The sequence below is a fragment of the Pseudoalteromonas rhizosphaerae genome, from assembly GCF_028885455.1.
GTDB lineage: Bacteria > Pseudomonadota > Gammaproteobacteria > Enterobacterales > Alteromonadaceae > Pseudoalteromonas > Pseudoalteromonas rhizosphaerae.
Genome location: NZ_CP118496.1, coordinates 4375171 through 4390440 on the forward strand (window position 1 = coordinate 4375171; position 15270 = coordinate 4390440).

General features: G+C 38.6%; 14 protein-coding genes. 10 read left to right on the top strand and 4 right to left on the bottom strand.

Annotated features, from left to right (window positions below):
• Nucleotides 1-79: 79 nt before the first annotated feature.
• Together PVK79_RS18865 and PVK79_RS18870 are read left to right on the top strand one after the other, a co-directional pair.
• Nucleotides 80-1636: a HAMP domain-containing sensor histidine kinase gene (locus PVK79_RS18865; protein WP_257323981.1), complete on the top strand. Its 1557-nt coding sequence runs from the start codon at nucleotides 80-82 to the stop codon at nucleotides 1634-1636.
• Entirely contained in the window at nucleotides 1636-2313 is a 678-nt protein-coding gene (locus PVK79_RS18870) for a response regulator transcription factor (RefSeq protein ID WP_145241907.1), read from the top strand. The genes PVK79_RS18865 and PVK79_RS18870 overlap by 1 nt, the downstream gene beginning before the upstream one ends.
• A 38-nt stretch (nucleotides 2314-2351) precedes the next feature.
• Here the strand turns inward: PVK79_RS18870 and PVK79_RS18875 are convergent, their stop codons facing one another.
• Complete coding sequence (locus PVK79_RS18875) at nucleotides 2352-3218, bottom strand: delta-class carbonic anhydrase (protein WP_182759528.1); 867 nt, start codon at nucleotides 3216-3218, stop codon at nucleotides 2352-2354.
• A gap of 230 nt (nucleotides 3219-3448) precedes the next feature.
• Between PVK79_RS18875 and PVK79_RS18880 the strand changes: the two genes are divergently transcribed.
• Nucleotides 3449-5149: a sensor domain-containing diguanylate cyclase gene (locus PVK79_RS18880; RefSeq protein WP_257323982.1), complete on the top strand. Its 1701-nt coding sequence runs from the start codon at nucleotides 3449-3451 to the stop codon at nucleotides 5147-5149.
• A gap of 59 nt (nucleotides 5150-5208) precedes the next feature.
• On the opposite strand, the gene PVK79_RS18885 is transcribed toward PVK79_RS18880, so the two are convergent.
• Nucleotides 5209-5457 (bottom strand): hypothetical protein, encoded by a 249-nt coding sequence (locus tag PVK79_RS18885; RefSeq protein ID WP_145241816.1) that lies wholly within the window; start codon nucleotides 5455-5457, stop codon nucleotides 5209-5211.
• 186 nt (nucleotides 5458-5643) lie between these two features.
• Between PVK79_RS18885 and PVK79_RS18890 the strand changes: the two genes are divergently transcribed.
• From PVK79_RS18890 to PVK79_RS18915, 6 genes are all read left to right on the top strand, one after another.
• Nucleotides 5644-6792, top strand: coding sequence for a hypothetical protein (locus PVK79_RS18890; RefSeq protein WP_257323983.1), 1149 nt, complete (start codon nucleotides 5644-5646; stop codon nucleotides 6790-6792).
• A 270-nt stretch (nucleotides 6793-7062) separates the two neighbouring features.
• The gene (locus PVK79_RS18895; protein ID WP_145241820.1) at nucleotides 7063-7536 is read left to right on the top strand and encodes a YqhA family protein; all 474 of its coding nucleotides are present in this window, start codon (nucleotides 7063-7065) and stop codon (nucleotides 7534-7536) included.
• A gap of 471 nt (nucleotides 7537-8007) precedes the next feature.
• Nucleotides 8008-8445 (top strand): hypothetical protein, encoded by a 438-nt coding sequence (locus PVK79_RS18900; RefSeq protein WP_257323984.1) that lies wholly within the window; start codon nucleotides 8008-8010, stop codon nucleotides 8443-8445.
• Between the two features lie 453 nt (nucleotides 8446-8898).
• Nucleotides 8899-9189 carry a hypothetical protein gene (locus tag PVK79_RS18905; protein WP_145241823.1) on the top strand — a complete coding sequence of 97 codons (291 nt, stop codon included), beginning with the start codon at nucleotides 8899-8901 and terminating at the stop codon, nucleotides 9187-9189.
• 85 nt (nucleotides 9190-9274) lie between these two features.
• Nucleotides 9275-11395: a TonB-dependent receptor gene (locus PVK79_RS18910; protein ID WP_257323985.1), complete on the top strand. Its 2121-nt coding sequence runs from the start codon at nucleotides 9275-9277 to the stop codon at nucleotides 11393-11395.
• A 313-nt stretch (nucleotides 11396-11708) separates the two neighbouring features.
• Nucleotides 11709-12017, top strand: a complete 309-nt coding sequence (locus tag PVK79_RS18915) for a hypothetical protein (protein ID WP_145241827.1) — start codon at nucleotides 11709-11711, stop codon at nucleotides 12015-12017.
• 94 nt (nucleotides 12018-12111) lie between these two features.
• On the opposite strand, the gene PVK79_RS18920 is transcribed toward PVK79_RS18915, so the two are convergent.
• Nucleotides 12112-12750: an acyl carrier protein phosphodiesterase gene (locus PVK79_RS18920; protein WP_257323986.1), complete on the bottom strand. Its 639-nt coding sequence runs from the start codon at nucleotides 12748-12750 to the stop codon at nucleotides 12112-12114.
• 116 nt (nucleotides 12751-12866) lie between these two features.
• Entirely contained in the window at nucleotides 12867-13997 is a 1131-nt protein-coding gene (locus PVK79_RS18925; protein WP_257323987.1) for a helix-turn-helix domain-containing protein, read from the bottom strand.
• Between the two features lie 226 nt (nucleotides 13998-14223).
• On the opposite strand from PVK79_RS18925, the gene PVK79_RS18930 reads away from it, so the two are divergent.
• Nucleotides 14224-15033 carry a DUF2306 domain-containing protein gene (locus PVK79_RS18930; RefSeq protein ID WP_257323988.1) on the top strand — a complete coding sequence of 270 codons (810 nt, stop codon included), beginning with the start codon at nucleotides 14224-14226 and terminating at the stop codon, nucleotides 15031-15033.
• Nucleotides 15034-15270: the final 237 nt, after the last annotated feature.

Here is a 15270-nt window from a genome sequence, read left to right on the forward strand (position 1 = left end):
CGGTACTTAGTTACGAGTCTATTGCGTAGCAAAAACCTTCCATGTACCCTTATCAAACGTCCCAAATCAGTAAACCACTATGTATAAGCGCAAACTTTTTTATTTTGGCCTGACAACTGCTTTTATTTTATTTTTGGCACTACTGAGCACCGCAATTTCCGCTCATTTAACTCGCGAAAACCTGCTACAAAGTAATATTGCTCAGTCATTATTAGTTGAGCATGAAAAGCTATCGAGTATCTCTTACCGACTTTTTAAACAGCTAACCGATGAAATCATTTTTGGTCAAAATGCCAACCAAGCCTATGTACGAAAAAAACAAAACCTGATCCAGCAATCAATTAACCAAATCAAAAAACTGGAGATTGAGCAACGCAATGCATTAGGCCTATCCTTCACTAAAGGCAGCGTTGAAGACACCGATGAACTTGTAAGGCTCATTAATGAAATAACTGTTGAATTTAGAGCCGTAGTAAGCAGTGATAACAAAGCGCCTTTAAATCAGCAAGCACAGCTAAAACGATTACTTGAAGTAACCATAGACGATCAATTTAGAGAGGCAATCAACTCGGCAGTAGCGCGTCAGGCACGTGTTGTGGCGGCGATCAATGCAAAAATTGAGATGCTTAATACCACTATTTTATGGTTTGCGATTGGCCTAGGTGCACTCTCAATTCCGCTAATATTATATGGCTGCTATTGGCTGTTTAATCAACTTTATCAACCACTGATATTAATCGCTAATGCAACTAACTCGATTGCGTTAGGACACTATCAAAAGCCAATCTCAGTAAAACTAGATGATGAGTTTGAAGAGCTTGCAACATCGATAAACCAGCTTGCACTGCGCCTGCAAGAACACGAAAAAAACGCAATAAAATCAAGAAAACAATTAGAACTTGAAGTAAAACAGCGCACCAGTGAGCTCACTGAAGCCAACCTGCTGCTCACAAAAACTGACTCTCGGCGCCGCCAGTTTATCGCTGATGTATCACATGAACTGCGCACACCACTGACGATTATCAGAGGTGAAGCGCAAGTTACACTAAGAATGCAATCGGTATCGGTTGATGACTTTAACCAAACCCTCACATCAATACTTGAGCAAGCTGTAAGCCTAAGCCGCTTAGTTGATGATTTATTACTATTAACACGGGCAGAGATGAATCAAATAAATCTCGAAGTTATACCGACCAAAATCATGTCGTTGATCGCATCAGAAGTTGCTAAATGGCAAAAGCTCAATCCAAGTCGTGCTATAACCTTCGAAGCCAGCACAGAACTAAATGAGCAACTGGTCACCATAGATATACGACGGATCCAGCAAGTACTGGCTATTTTATGCGATAACGCGATCAAATATTCAAAGTCAGATCAACCTATTGATATTAGCCTACATAGAACAGATTTATTGATCACTATTGCTATAAAAGATTATGGCGAAGGGATCTCAGCAGCTGAAGTCGATAATATTTTTGAGCGCTTTGTGCGCTTTAGTAAACACAGTGAAGGGCTTGGGCTTGGGTTGCCAATTGCAAAAGCCATTATCGAAGCTCATGACGGCAGTATTAGCGTTACCTCAACCCAAGGGCAAGGATCTATATTTTCAATCTCTTTACCGGTAGGACACAAATGATGAATATTCTTCTCGCAGATGACGAACTACCACTGTTAAACTTTCTATCACGGGGATTACGCAGTGAAGGCTATGAATGTACAAGCATCAATGAATTACATGAAGTCCTGCCGTTTATTAAAAAAAACTCACCGCAAATAGTGATACTCGATAGATTATTTGGTTCACAAGATAGTTTATCAATATTGGAAGCGGTCAAAGCCCTTCCCAACCCACCTATGGTGCTAATGCTAACTGCCTTAGACGAAGTCCCTGAACGCGTCAAAGGATTGGAAATGGGAGCGGATGATTATCTATGCAAACCTTTTGATTTTGACGAACTATTAGCCCGTGTATTAGCATTAAAACGCCGTATGACGGCACCGCAACAGCAAGACCAAACAACGCTTAATATTGGCTCATTAGCATTACTCATTCAGCAACGTATTGCATTACTAAATGGTGAAGAATTAGCACTGACAAAAATTGAATTTGAGTTACTGCTGTACTTTGTAGAAAATCAAGACAAGGTGCTGTCTCGTGAGCGGATACTTAGTCGTGTATGGCAAACTTACAGCGAACCCAATACTAATATTATTGACGTGTATGTCAGCCGATTAAGAAAAAAAATAGAAACAGAGCCTAATTTAACTATTCAAACGTTGCGCGGAAATGGTTATAGGATGAATCTAAAATAGTGCGAGTTGACTACTCGCACTTTAAATACAGGATTAAATCACTGAGAAATAGGTGATAACAACTTAGGGTTTTGCACTAAATTACGCACCCCATGGGCATGATCTTCGTTAAATACATTCTCATCACACCACTTACCAACGCTGTTGATATCGACTACGGCAACGTGTGGTCTAACACTCCAACTAACTTGTAATGGCGATGCTTTTTCATTATATGCAGGGCCCGTTGTTGAACCTAAATACTCAATAGGGATGCCGGTATTAGTAGGAATATTAGGTGCTTGGTAATAACCATTAACTTGCTCAACATTTGCAAGCTGTGCAAAATTAATAGCATCTTTGTCATTGGCTAGCACGATTACTTGTCCTTCAACTCTAAGAGCTGGATTCATTGTGCTTTGAGCTAAACAAGCACCCAATGTCGGGCCAGGTGTAACTTGTGCTGATGAATAAACAAAGTGTACTTCTAGAGTATCACCCACCTTTAACGACTCACCTTTTGCCGCACAAATTTTACTTTTTACAGGCTGTAATTGAGCAGCTGATAATTTGCGCTCAGAAAGGTAACCTGTATGATGACCTTTGCCATCTCCATTGCCAGCATAAGTGGTAAACTCCCCGCCTTTATGCTCCGCATTTTTATGAAAATGAATGTTGCATAAATTAAGCTCACTACGGCTTGGCGCCATCCCAAAGCTACGTAAGTTAGTACCATAATTTTGGTCTATATCGCGAGGTGATTGTGGCCCAAAACCTTTACCCTGAGTGTTTTTATCAAGTGCTTCACGTTGCTCGGCCACAATACTATCACTAACATTCTTTGCGCTCACAACCGCACTAGTAACTGCCAATGTAGACAAACCAATGACACATGCACATTTTACAAAAACTGCTGCTTTAATCATTTTCACTTTTATTTATGCCCTTTATAAAGTTAATAAGGCCATGTTATTGAAAGTATCTAAAAAAGACTTAACTGGAACATTAAAATAAGATTAAAACCCAGCGAATAATAATCAATGTATTTGAAGAGCCTAAAGCCTTCCCTTTAAATATATACTAGCTGCTTATTTTATTGCTCGACAAACAAACAATTAAAGTTAAAAATAAGTCTTTCATAAGAGGGACTTTATGTATGGTAAACCGTGTTTTATACCTTTTTTTGCTTATTTTTATCTCATGCGGTGTATACGCAAAGACTGAGAGCCTTCAATCACCTAATGTTAATATCAAGACCGCTAATGTTAATTTAACTCAATTTCCTATGGGTTACTTTATTGATACAAGTCTAGAAATGCCTTTCGAACAAATACAACAGCAACAATTCACCCCAAGTAAAAGTGAAGTAACCTTAGGGCCAAACGCAAAAATAACCTGGTCTAAAATAATCATTAACAATGAGTCCCCACAACAACTGCGGCTATTTTTGCATAACTCAGATGCGTATCACCTACAAGACGTTGATTTTTATGAGACAAAAAATGGAGAGCTATTAAAACAAATCAACATTCAATTAGATAAGCCAGGACCACATCCCAATATATTTGGCGGTAGTGCCATATTTTCATTTCATCTTGCAGCAGGTGAAAATAAGACAATTTTTGTTAGAAGCGTCACTTTTTCTCACCAGTGGTATGCCCTCGCTCTTTTCGATGAGGAGTACTCAAAACGCGCATTAGTTGGCAGTAGTAGCTACATTGCTTTGCTTGTGGGAATGATGCTGGCATTAATGCTTTATAACTTTTTCTTATATTTATCGGCAAGAAAAATTGAAAACATTGTTTATGCCTTTTATTTAATTTCCGGCATCATTTGGGTATCACTTTCCTATGGTTTAGGCGCTAACTTTTTTGGGATTTTTAGTGCCGACCTTCTGCAATTTAACTCGACTTTGTATAGCATGCCTAGTTTTTTAATCCTATTTATGATGCTTATATTTGAAACCAAAAAGCGCTACCCCAAAGAGCATATTGCACTGTGTATTATTTTAACTATATTAGTAGCCGAATTTTTTTATAGTCTATTCGACTTGGTTAGCGCATTAAAACCTGCGAGCAGTTTAGCTGCACTAATGATGACTGTGACTTTAGGAGTATCGATATCTTTATGGCGAAAGCGAGACCCCCTCGCTAAGTACTTCTTTTTGGGTCATGTAATGTTTATTATTTTTAATATGTTGGCGGTGCTTTATTACAAAGGCATAACCGAATCAAATCAAATTAATAGTCATGGCGTGGGTATAGGTATTGTACTTGAAGCGCTAATGATGGCATTTATTTTGTCATACCGGATCAGAACATTAGAAAAAATAAAATCAGCACAATCTGAATTAAAGCGCCTCGCAGATACCGACCCTTTAACCAAACTATATAACCGCCGCTACTTTGACAAAGCCTGTTCGCAATTGCTAGCAAAAAGCAAAACTGCAAAAAAAGAGCTATCGATAGTTATTGCCGATCTCGACTTTTTTAAAGGCATAAATGACACTTACGGCCACGATATTGGCGATCGCGTTATTATCGAGTTTGCAAATATTTTAACAAAGCAACAAAAAGTAGATGATATTGCATGTCGATTTGGTGGCGAAGAATTTATATTATTACTGAACTGTGATGCTGACAATGCCAAGATTATCGCACAACGTATTCGCAGTACCGCTGAAAAGTGTATTGTGAAAACAGAAAATAACCAAGAAGTTCGCTTTACTGTCAGTATTGGTATCAATCAGGTATCGCAAACGGCTAACAATATAAAAGAAAGTATATCATTGGCCGATCAAGCTCTTTATAAAGCAAAAAAACAAGGCCGAAATTGTGTTGTTGTCATTAAAGAGTAAGTCTATTAATAACTTTTACCACAAAAGGTTACGGCTGATTTTCAATTGCCTTTGCAAGATTAATGTAACTTTTTAGGCCCACTACGAACAAGCTCTTTACCGTTTTCAAACACATCTTGTGTTACCCAGCGACCTAACAACAACTTGTGGTTATCATCAAGTACTGCTACAAACGGGCGACCATTGGTATTATTGGTCGCCAGTGCCACACCGGCTACATTTTTTAAGCCCAATCCACCGTTATCAATCAATAACAAAAAAGCCTCTAGCTCTGCGAGGGTGTCAATTACATCGTTATCATTAATCATGCTGTTTACTCAATTACAACTTAATAAGTGAAGGATAGCAGTTTATGAAAATAGGCTCTAGAGGCTGATTAAAAGTTAAAGATGAGAGTTAAAGCCCTAATCAACGTATTTATTTGCGCTTACTCGCTCTAAATCAGATAGTAGCCTTTGCATTCAAACTATTAAAACAGCTTATATAGGAAAACCATGATCAAACGACTTTTAGCCGCGAGCTTAATCTTCTCTTCCGGCTCTGTTTTTAGTGCTAACCCAACAGTTGAAGAGCTACGTATTAAGCAAGCCACAACCGCTATGCCACAAGTTTTAGATATCTTTTCTGAGGATATAGCGCTATTTGAACAAAGCTGGAAAAGCCTAAGAAACTTTAAACAGGCAACTGACTTACTACATGATTACTCAACCCAACTCTGGCTCAACGCCAAACAACACATTACCGTCACTAAAAGCTACGATGACAGAGCACTTTACTGGGCTCGCCTACTTTCAAGTAAAATAATCCGTACAACAAAACCTGAATTTGCATTAACAACTGCCGAGCAAAGCACATTGTTAACAATGCTAGAAAATGGCAGTCGCGGTCGCACCGACCTTGCCTACTCTAAAAACACCACCAAAAAGATTTTACTAACAGGCTTTGACCCATTTTTGTTGGATAGTAACATCAATCAAAGTAATCCATCCGGTGTGGCCGCATTATTACTCGACGGCCAAGTAATTACTTATCAAGGCATCAGCGCTGAAATAAATACTGTAATGGTGCCTGTTCGCTATGAAGACTTTGATCAAGGTATTATTGAAGAATTACTCGCCCCCTATTACGCACTGAACAACGTAGATATGATAGTTACCGTTAGCATGGGTAGTAAAGACTTTGATCTTGAGCGCTTTCCAGGTAAACGACGCAGCGTAACCGCCCCCGACAACGCAAATATTGTCTATGGCGGCACAGCAAAAGCGCCACTTATTCCAAACCTAAACGATCGTCCATTGCCTGGCAGCGAATTTGTGCAGTTTAGTTTGCCCATTACGCAAATGCAGCAAGCCAAAGGGCCCTTTCCGATAAATGACAATCACAAAGTTGTTACACTGGAAAAAGCCTTTGAGCCTAAAATTTTAGCTGAACTAAAAGGTGCGATTGCAGTAAAAGGCGGCGGTGGCGGTTACCTGTCTAACGAAATTTCGTACCGCAGTATTCGCCTGCGTGATCAATTCAATTCAGATATTCCTACTGGGCATATCCATACACCGCGCATAGCGCAGTTTGAACCAGAAACAGAAGCTAAAATAGTCAAACAAATTCAAGCAATGTTAGAGCAAAGCTTAGTGGCTTTATAAACCAATTTATAAGAAGATATGACTTCAGGCTTCCTCCTCTAAAGAGGGAAGTCTGAAGTGGGTGGACTATGTCACGCCTGTTACAAGTGGTAATACTCTAAACTAATTACTTATTTCATTTAGCCGCAGCACTTTTACACATTGAATTAAACAAATCAATGATATCACCCCATGTTCGTTTGTTCCCTATAAAGGCGAAAATACCTATAAAAACAAACTGATTTAAACTATCCTTCGTATAGATAATACAATCATCAAAAGTTGAGTAGCATGGAACGTATTTTTCAAAACAGTCGGTTTTTAGTTATAATCGCCGTCATCACCGCAGCAATATCATCATTACTTGTTTACGTTTCATGTATCAACATCGTTATTCATATAGTAAAAAGCACTATTATGAGCCTCCCTGATTCAGCAAAGGATGGCAAAGAATTAATAGTGGAACTTTTAAAAATTCTTGACTTACTGCTAATTGGCATCACGCTACAAGTAATTGCTATTAGTTTATATCGTCTATTTATTTCGACCACAAAACCTAATGAGAGCCAGTTCTTAGCTGCATTTAACATAGAAGATTTTCATGATTTAAAAATAACTTTAGTACAAGTTACCTCAGTTGTATTAGTGATTTTATTTTTAGAACATGCTGTGGAATTTGGCGGAACTATAGAAACGCTTTACTTAGGTATTGCAATTGCTATCGTCATTGCAGCATCAACATTTGCTTGGCGATCGATGAAGTGACGATGCTAAATAAATATGTTTATTGCACCTAATTAACCTGTTCTTCGGGAATAAATCTATCTCCAGCGGGTATTTTCAACGCTAACCATGTTAAATTTACTGACAATAAACTCGATATTAACACCTCAACTCGCCTTGTGATCCCTGTAAACATCTTAACCAAAGCTCAAACTGATAAAAGTAAGTGTAATGGGCTGTTAGAGTAAATAATTTTCTAAATAGTATAAACACGTCCTAGCGATTAACCAGCTAAGCCTTGCCTTTATAGTTTGTTATTTAGTTATTCTACTGTGTATATTACCGGCTAGCACTTATCAAAAAGCAAAGTAATTTTCCGTAAACATATCGCTTGGGATTAGCTAATTTCAATCTTGATAAACCTATTATTGGCAAAAATGAAGAACCTTATCAAAACGCGAATTTAATAACCATGGCTGCAATACTTGATTGAATTATTATTAATGAACAAAAATGTTAATGAAGCGTTTATTTTGTGCATTAATTGATATGTTGTTGTATCTGAAAAATAAACATAAGGACGAAAAAATGAAAAAGGTATTAACAATAGCAACTTTACTAGCCGCTAGCGTATTTTCTGTTCAAGCAAGTGCAAGTTCAATGGAATGCTATGTAGACACTCAAGCATATGATCAATACACACCAAATAGATGTATGGCACTCATCTATGGTCAAAATAAGGCAACAGCAGTATTTCGTGTTATCGGCAATGGGTCTGCTATCGATAGTGTAATTTGGTCCAATGCAGCTCAATCTTGTGGCACCTCAGGTACTTCTTGCTCATTTGAAATAAGGTCTTTTAAACCTTATAAAGCGGAAGCAACAATCCTTTATACCAATGGAAGTTGGAGCAAAGCGTCTGCAACTGCATCATTTGAAGATGGTCGCTAAGAGTTACTCTGAAATTATTAATTATTTGAATTTAGGGCTTTTTAATACCATTTAATAAAGCCCTATAAGATGCCAAAATCTCATATTTAACCCTTTCACACTATCAAACCTCGCGCTTTACAATTACCTAAAAATCAAGCTACTTTAACAAGCAATCAAATCATCAAATATGGCTGCTCAGTCTATGTCGCTAGTGACGTTGTCACTCATAACGACAGCCTATAAATTATCGCTTTTAGTTAAAAAGCGTTGAACTGATAAAAAATGGCAAACTAACAAAGCACAGCCTATTCCCTGATTCATGTCTGATTTAGAGGTGTCATTTATCAAAAAAACGCAAACTACTGATTTTAAATAAATTAACTAAAATTGTATAATTAAACAGATTATTTTACTTATTCAGCTCTCGACATTGCAAAAAAAACAACGTTATACTATCACTTGATGAAACACATGAATTTACACTCATTCAGACACAATAAAACACTATTAAAATATTTAATGGTGCTTTTACTGCTGATCAGTGTTTTTTCACAGTGGCACTCAACTGTTCACGCAGTACAAAGCAGCACAGAGTGCCAACTCTGCATAAGTTCGTTTGATTTTGACGATTTAATATCCCCTACCACCAGCATATTTGAACCTGAAAGTAACCGCTACGGCGCTGTTTTAGCTTTACACTCCCCGCAATTTAGCGCAACCGTTGCGTTTTCAGGTAACCGTGATCCACCGAATACTCTTTAAAGTTCACTGCTAAAAAACCGTTTTATAAAGACTGTTTACCATTGGGTAAGCAGCCAGTTTTAGTGCAAATTTTAGAGATTAAACAATGAAAATTAAGTATTCACCATTAGTTTTGGCGGTATTAACTGCTATCAGTACACACGCAATGGCAGCAGAGAAACAAATACAAAAAGATGAAAGCGATTTAGAAAAAATTGTTATTACAGCTTCACCACTTAAACGTACCGTACTTGAATCAAGTACACCTGTATCTATTTTGAGTGGCGAAGAGCTTGATCAGCACCAAGCAGCAACCCTTGGCGAAACCTTAAAAAATGTGCCGGGTGTACACAGCTCTTATTTTGGACCCGTTGCCAGTAGTCCAATTATCCGAGGATTAGATGGACCTCGAATCAAAGTTGTACAAAACGGATTAGGCGCATCTGATGCATCACGCGTTGGCCCCGATCACCAAGTATCAACCGAAACCTCTACGGCCACACAAATTGAACTATTACGCGGCCCTGCTACTTTGCTTTATGGTAGTGGTGCAATTGGCGGCGTTGTTAATGTGGTTGATAACCGCCTTCCCATTGAAAGACAACAAGGTATTACTGGAGAAGTATTTGCTCAGTACGATAACGTAGCAGATTCAAAAACAACATCTACTGATTTAAATGCCGGAACGGGCGACTTTGCTGTTCATATTGATGCTTACAACCGTAATACCGGTGACTATAAAATACCTGTTCCCGCTGATATTAATGAACATGGTGGCAGTACTAAACTCTCAAACTCAGCAATCGATGCACACGGTTATAACTTAGGAGCTGGCTGGATCACTGACGATACTCGGGTTGCTTTTGCCTATGGCTCAATGGACTCAGAATATGGTTTACCGGGTGAAGATGGTGTATTTATTAAGTTAAAAAAAGACCGCTATCAAGGTGTTGTTGATTGGAATAATCTTGACGGTTTTATAAAATCGGTGCATTGGCAAAATGCATATACTGATTACCAACACTCAGAAATTGAAGGGACTGAAATAGGCACTACTTTTAAAAATGAAAGTATCGAGTCTAGACTATGGGCAGAGCACAGCGCGGTTTATGGTTGGCACGGCATAATGGGCTTACATTATAACAAAAGTGATTTTGAAGCGATTGGCGAAGAAGCATTCACACCACCAACAAAAACCGATAGTTTAGCCGCATTTTTAATGGAAGAAAAACAAACAGGTGCTTTATTGTGGCAGCTTGGTACACGCGTGGAGCAACTAACCCATAAAGTGAATAACCAATTTTTTGATGAGCTATCAACCGATAATAGTATCTCATTTGCAGATGAAGATTACACGGCGGTTTCAGGCTCTGCAGGAGTAGTTTGGAGCATTAACGACAAGCACTCATTAGCATTTAATTATGCATATTCAGAACGCGCCCCCTCTTCATCTGAAATTTTTGCATACGGCCCACACATTGGCTCTGGCACTTACGAAGTAGGTGGTGGTTTTAATCTTACTAACGATAACGGTAATTATTCGGTGGTGCAAAACGGCCAAAGCATGAATAAAGAAGTGTCTAATAATATAGATGCAACCTATCGTTATAATACTGACAACTGGAATGCAAGCTTAAGCCTGTTCCAAAACCAAGTGAATGACTACATATACGAAGACGTTAGTAACCTTGTTCTCAATGATGGTGAGTTTATTACGGCGCAAGATTACCAACAACTACAAAGTAGCGGCGCAGGATCAGAGGAAGAAACCGATGGTTTACCTGTTGTACTCTTTGCCCAGCAAGATGCACAGCTGTATGGTTTTGAAGCACAAGTTGACTGGCACTTAAACGAACAATGGCGTCTGGATGTGTTTTCGGATTATACCCGCGCTAAACTAGATAAAGGCGGTAACGTACCAAGGATCCCACCATTACGTGTTGGTTCTTCAATACATTATGAATACGGTAATTGGCACACTGAAGTAGAAGTCACTCGCAACAGTAAGCAAGATAAAATTGCCGCAAACGAAACCACCACCGACGGCTATACCATGCTATCAGCCGCTGCTAACTACTACCTTGATTTAGGTAACGTTGACATGACATTGTATTTAAAAGCCGACAATCTAACCGATCAAGAAGCGCGCGTGCACTCATCTTACTTAAAAGACGAAGCACCACTTCCTGGCCGCTCAGTTAGCCTTGGCGTAAGAGCGCGTTTTTAAAAAAGACGCCTAGCCACAAATTAAATTAACAACACAAAATCCCCCAGCATGTAAATGTATGCGGGGGATTTTTTAATAAGTAATGTGATTGTTTAGTAGAACAACTCAAGTATGAAAGCAGGATGCTGCTTCATACGATCTGGTCTCTCAATTTCATCCCACCAGCAGAGTAAGTAAAGTGACCAAGAAACATTTAAAATGCAATTTAATCTGATATTTAATTTAAGTCACTGCCAAAGTTGTTACCCATCTACAAGCTCGGTTATAATCGGTTTTTATGGCTACATTTTTAGCCTCTAATTGGATTAAAACGATGAAAAAACTCTCTGCGGTGCAAATAAAACAACAAGCACTGGTACTTAAAGTTGCTGATGCAATTGAAGAGCAAGGCCGTAATGAACTCTCTGGCATGCTGCAATGCTGGTTTGACGTGGAATATCACTTATTTCCGGGCTCTTTACTAATGTGTTTTCAGTTTGAGAATCAGCAGGCGTTAACAGCAGCAGAGCCTGATTTATTGAAGTGGCAGAAACGTTTAAGTGGTGCAATGCTTAAAAAAGGCGTTATTTTAAAAGATATGCGCAAGCATTTAGTTTTCACCCTGAAAGGGCCTGATGATTAAGTCAGATATTAGCCATCAATCAAGCCGTTTTTATTATGATGCGGCCTTTTTGGGTCAGAATTTATTCCATCAAAAGCTAATTATCAATATCGCATCATTTTAAGCTAAAGCCTGACCTACATTTAAAAGTTTCCACACTAGCATCGTGAGCTCCTTCAATATCTCGTTGATTTACATACTTAATCAATTCCGGGAAAAACGCTAAGAATATGGCATCTAATTCAGTGTAATGAAGGGCTATATCCGCAGCAGCGTCAGAAAAAGAATTAGTAAAGCGAATGCGCTTGGCAATATTATCAAGTGCAACCCCGACCCCTTCGACGGTTTCGTATTCTTTAAACCAATCATTCTGCGTCATATGTTTTACAACACTTTGCATTCTTGGCGGCATAACTGCAAGACGGTTATTCAAAAGCTGATAGCTGGCTTGCTTAAAGTCACTTAGAGGTTGGTCGTTAAATCGTTGACAATGCTGAATTAAAAAATGATCGAACACTACATCAATAGCTACAGCCGCAAAGCGCTTACGCTGAGACGAAAAATATTGTTTAGCTTCCTTTACTAGAGGGTGAGCATCTGTAAATTTGTCGACTAAATAGTGGTTCTCTAGTGCATTTTTTACCGTGATTGGCAATTGCTCTACATGCCTATTACCGCCAAAATCACCAAGCAAGTTGCCAAAGTGTGAATCTGCTGTAGGCTGCGCCAAATAAAGATGAGCTAAGTAGTTCACACTGTTCTCGGTTATTGTTAATACAATGCAGATAATACTCTAAGTTTGACTAAATTACTCATTCACTATAGCTATCTAATATTCTTGATTAACTATAAAAACAAACCTATAACTCGCTAATCAACAAGCTCCCGTATACCTTCATTATAGTAGTCACCGTTTTGTTTTCGATATTCATTAGGAATGTCACCCACAATACTTTTAAACACCCGGTTAAAAGTCGCAAGAGAAGAAAAGCCACTCTCAAGTGCTATGCTTAAAATACTCCACTCTTTGGCCTGATCGCATATCAATAACTTTTTTGCATACTTAACGCGGTATTGGTTAATAAATAAATTAAAGTTAGCTACTTTATAGTGATAGCGAATGGCTCGGCTAACTTTGTACTCAGGCACCATTAGCGCTTGTGCAAAATCTGAAATTTTGAGGCTGGCTTGTAAGTAAAGCTGCTGCTCATTGATAAGCTTTGTAATGCCAACTATCAATTCAGGCTCTACATCTTGATTGCCGCTTTCATTTAGATGACTCGTGTCATTGTTAATAGTGCCAATATCATCTTCTTGCTTTAGCGCTTGGTCATTTTTCACTCTTGCTTGAAGGGCCATGACTGCTTGCATCGCTAATACAATTAAAAGCGCAGATGAAGTAATAATTATGGGATTGTAAAGCTCAATTTCAGCCGCACTAAATATGAACTTTGGCAGAATGCTGGCATTAAACACAGCTAAAAAGAATGCACTAGCAAAGAGTATTGATTGCAGTTGTTGTGATTGTGTTTTACCGCTGTAGCCCCTTATCGCTTCCCAAAAAGACAGCGCAAGGATACTTGATGAAAGCAATATGGTGACCTCATTCACCCCTTGCTTTAAGCGCCACATTATATCGCTAGTAGGTAAAGGCTGAGGATCAAGGCTCACTAAGTAATGCCATGTTTGATTAAACATGATCAAGCCAGCAATGGTTACTGCAAAAGCCACATGCCTGCGGGAAATTGGCGAGTGCTCACGAAATAACGTTCTTGCAATCAGCCATGAAACATTACATGTTGCGCAAGTAAACAACCCAATTAGATATTGATACGCGCCAACACTTTGCGCACTGAGCTTTTGTGCTGCCACCATACAAAGCGAGCCACAAAATATCACAAATAAATAATGAACCAGCTGCTTATCTTTTTTCAACGCATTTAAAAACATTAACCCCAAACAAACAAAAAGAAGAAGATAATAAGGGGAATAATTTTGCATAATAGCGTGCTCTTAAAGTGACGTTTAAACCAACAACGTTGTCTAAATCACATAGTACAAAGTAACGCTCATATTAGCAAAAAGACTTTGTTAGAGAATGTGTCTATAACTAATTAGCTAAAGCGCAAAAATTATCAATATATCGTTGCTCAAGTTTCGAATTTGATAAGCATTTGCCATGTAAGTCTTTATATTTGGGTTATTGAAAGGTTTGATGGAAAAATATATGTTGATGCAAAAAATGAAAATAACCCCCAAAAAGCTCCTCGATAACAGTAAAAAATTGTGGTTTATTTGCTTGCTCATGGCACAAGGCTGCTTTGTAACTTACCTTATATTGGGATATGGCCTGACCAGTGTCACCACAGGTTTGTCAGGTTGGAGTCGTCTTAACAATACAGCATATGCTGCGAGTGACCCCACCGGTAATATACTGTATGCGACGCATGTGTTACTGGCCATAGTGATGATAATTAGCGGTAGTTTACAGCTAATACCCGCATTAAGAACGAAGTATAACAAATTCCACCGCTACAACGGACGCGTATTCGTTTTGTTAGCATGTACTATCTCAATGGCTGGCATGTATCTCATTATTGTTAGAGGAACAGTGGGTAACACATTAATGCATAGCCTTACTATATTTGCTGGTTGCGTGGTCATTTTATCGAGTATATTAGCAGTACAAGCCGCCAGAGGGCGTAATATCAATACTCATCAAATATGGGCGATCCGTTTATACCTTGCAGCAAATGGTGTGTTATTTTTTAGGCTGATGATTTTTGCCTGGTTTTTAACATTCGGCTCACTTGGAATTGATACCGCAACGTTCACAGGCCCAACGGTATTAACTATTAGCATATGTTCTTATGTGATGCCGCTGCTCATAGCTGAGCTAGTAAGGTACGCAGGTAGAACAACGAATAAAGTGATAACAACCGTCACAGCAGGCTTAATGGTGTTGATATCCTTTGTATTTTTAGTAGGCTTATTTGGTGTAGTGTTAGCAAATTGGTACCCGGCGATAATTGGCTAATAGCCACATAATTAGTTAGCAGTAATACCTGCAGAGTGAAAATATAACGCAGCTGGGTCGGTCAACAACCCAGCTTTATTTATATCAATGAAGTGAGCTTCGCCTTGGTAACTTTTTATTGCTCAAGTAGAACAGAGTGCTCTTACTTAGTTATCGTGTATTGCTGAATGGCGCTTTGCTAAAACGGTTTTCCTCATCTTGCCTTTAAAAATTTAAGGCCTAAGCAACCGTCTATTT

Excerpts from the sequence above, each read along its gene's own strand:
- PVK79_RS18865 (WP_257323981.1), top strand. The coding sequence starts at position 80 with ATGTATAAGCGCAAACTTTTTTATTTTGGCCTGACAACTGCTTTTATT.
- PVK79_RS18870 (WP_145241907.1), top strand. The coding sequence starts at position 1,636 with ATGAATATTCTTCTCGCAGATGACGAACTACCACTGTTAAACTTTCTA.
- PVK79_RS18875 (WP_182759528.1), bottom strand. The coding sequence starts at position 3,218 with ATGATTAAAGCAGCAGTTTTTGTAAAATGTGCATGTGTCATTGGTTTG.
- PVK79_RS18880 (WP_257323982.1), top strand. The coding sequence starts at position 3,449 with ATGGTAAACCGTGTTTTATACCTTTTTTTGCTTATTTTTATCTCATGC.
- PVK79_RS18885 (WP_145241816.1), bottom strand. The coding sequence starts at position 5,457 with ATGATTAATGATAACGATGTAATTGACACCCTCGCAGAGCTAGAGGCT.
- PVK79_RS18890 (WP_257323983.1), top strand. The coding sequence starts at position 5,644 with ATGATCAAACGACTTTTAGCCGCGAGCTTAATCTTCTCTTCCGGCTCT.
- PVK79_RS18895 (WP_145241820.1), top strand. The coding sequence starts at position 7,063 with ATGGAACGTATTTTTCAAAACAGTCGGTTTTTAGTTATAATCGCCGTC.
- PVK79_RS18900 (WP_257323984.1), top strand. The coding sequence starts at position 8,008 with ATGTTAATGAAGCGTTTATTTTGTGCATTAATTGATATGTTGTTGTAT.
- PVK79_RS18905 (WP_145241823.1), top strand. The coding sequence starts at position 8,899 with ATGAATTTACACTCATTCAGACACAATAAAACACTATTAAAATATTTA.
- PVK79_RS18910 (WP_257323985.1), top strand. The coding sequence starts at position 9,275 with ATGAAAATTAAGTATTCACCATTAGTTTTGGCGGTATTAACTGCTATC.
- PVK79_RS18915 (WP_145241827.1), top strand. The coding sequence starts at position 11,709 with ATGAAAAAACTCTCTGCGGTGCAAATAAAACAACAAGCACTGGTACTT.
- PVK79_RS18925 (WP_257323987.1), bottom strand. The coding sequence starts at position 13,997 with ATGCAAAATTATTCCCCTTATTATCTTCTTCTTTTTGTTTGTTTGGGG.
- PVK79_RS18930 (WP_257323988.1), top strand. The coding sequence starts at position 14,224 with ATGTTGATGCAAAAAATGAAAATAACCCCCAAAAAGCTCCTCGATAAC.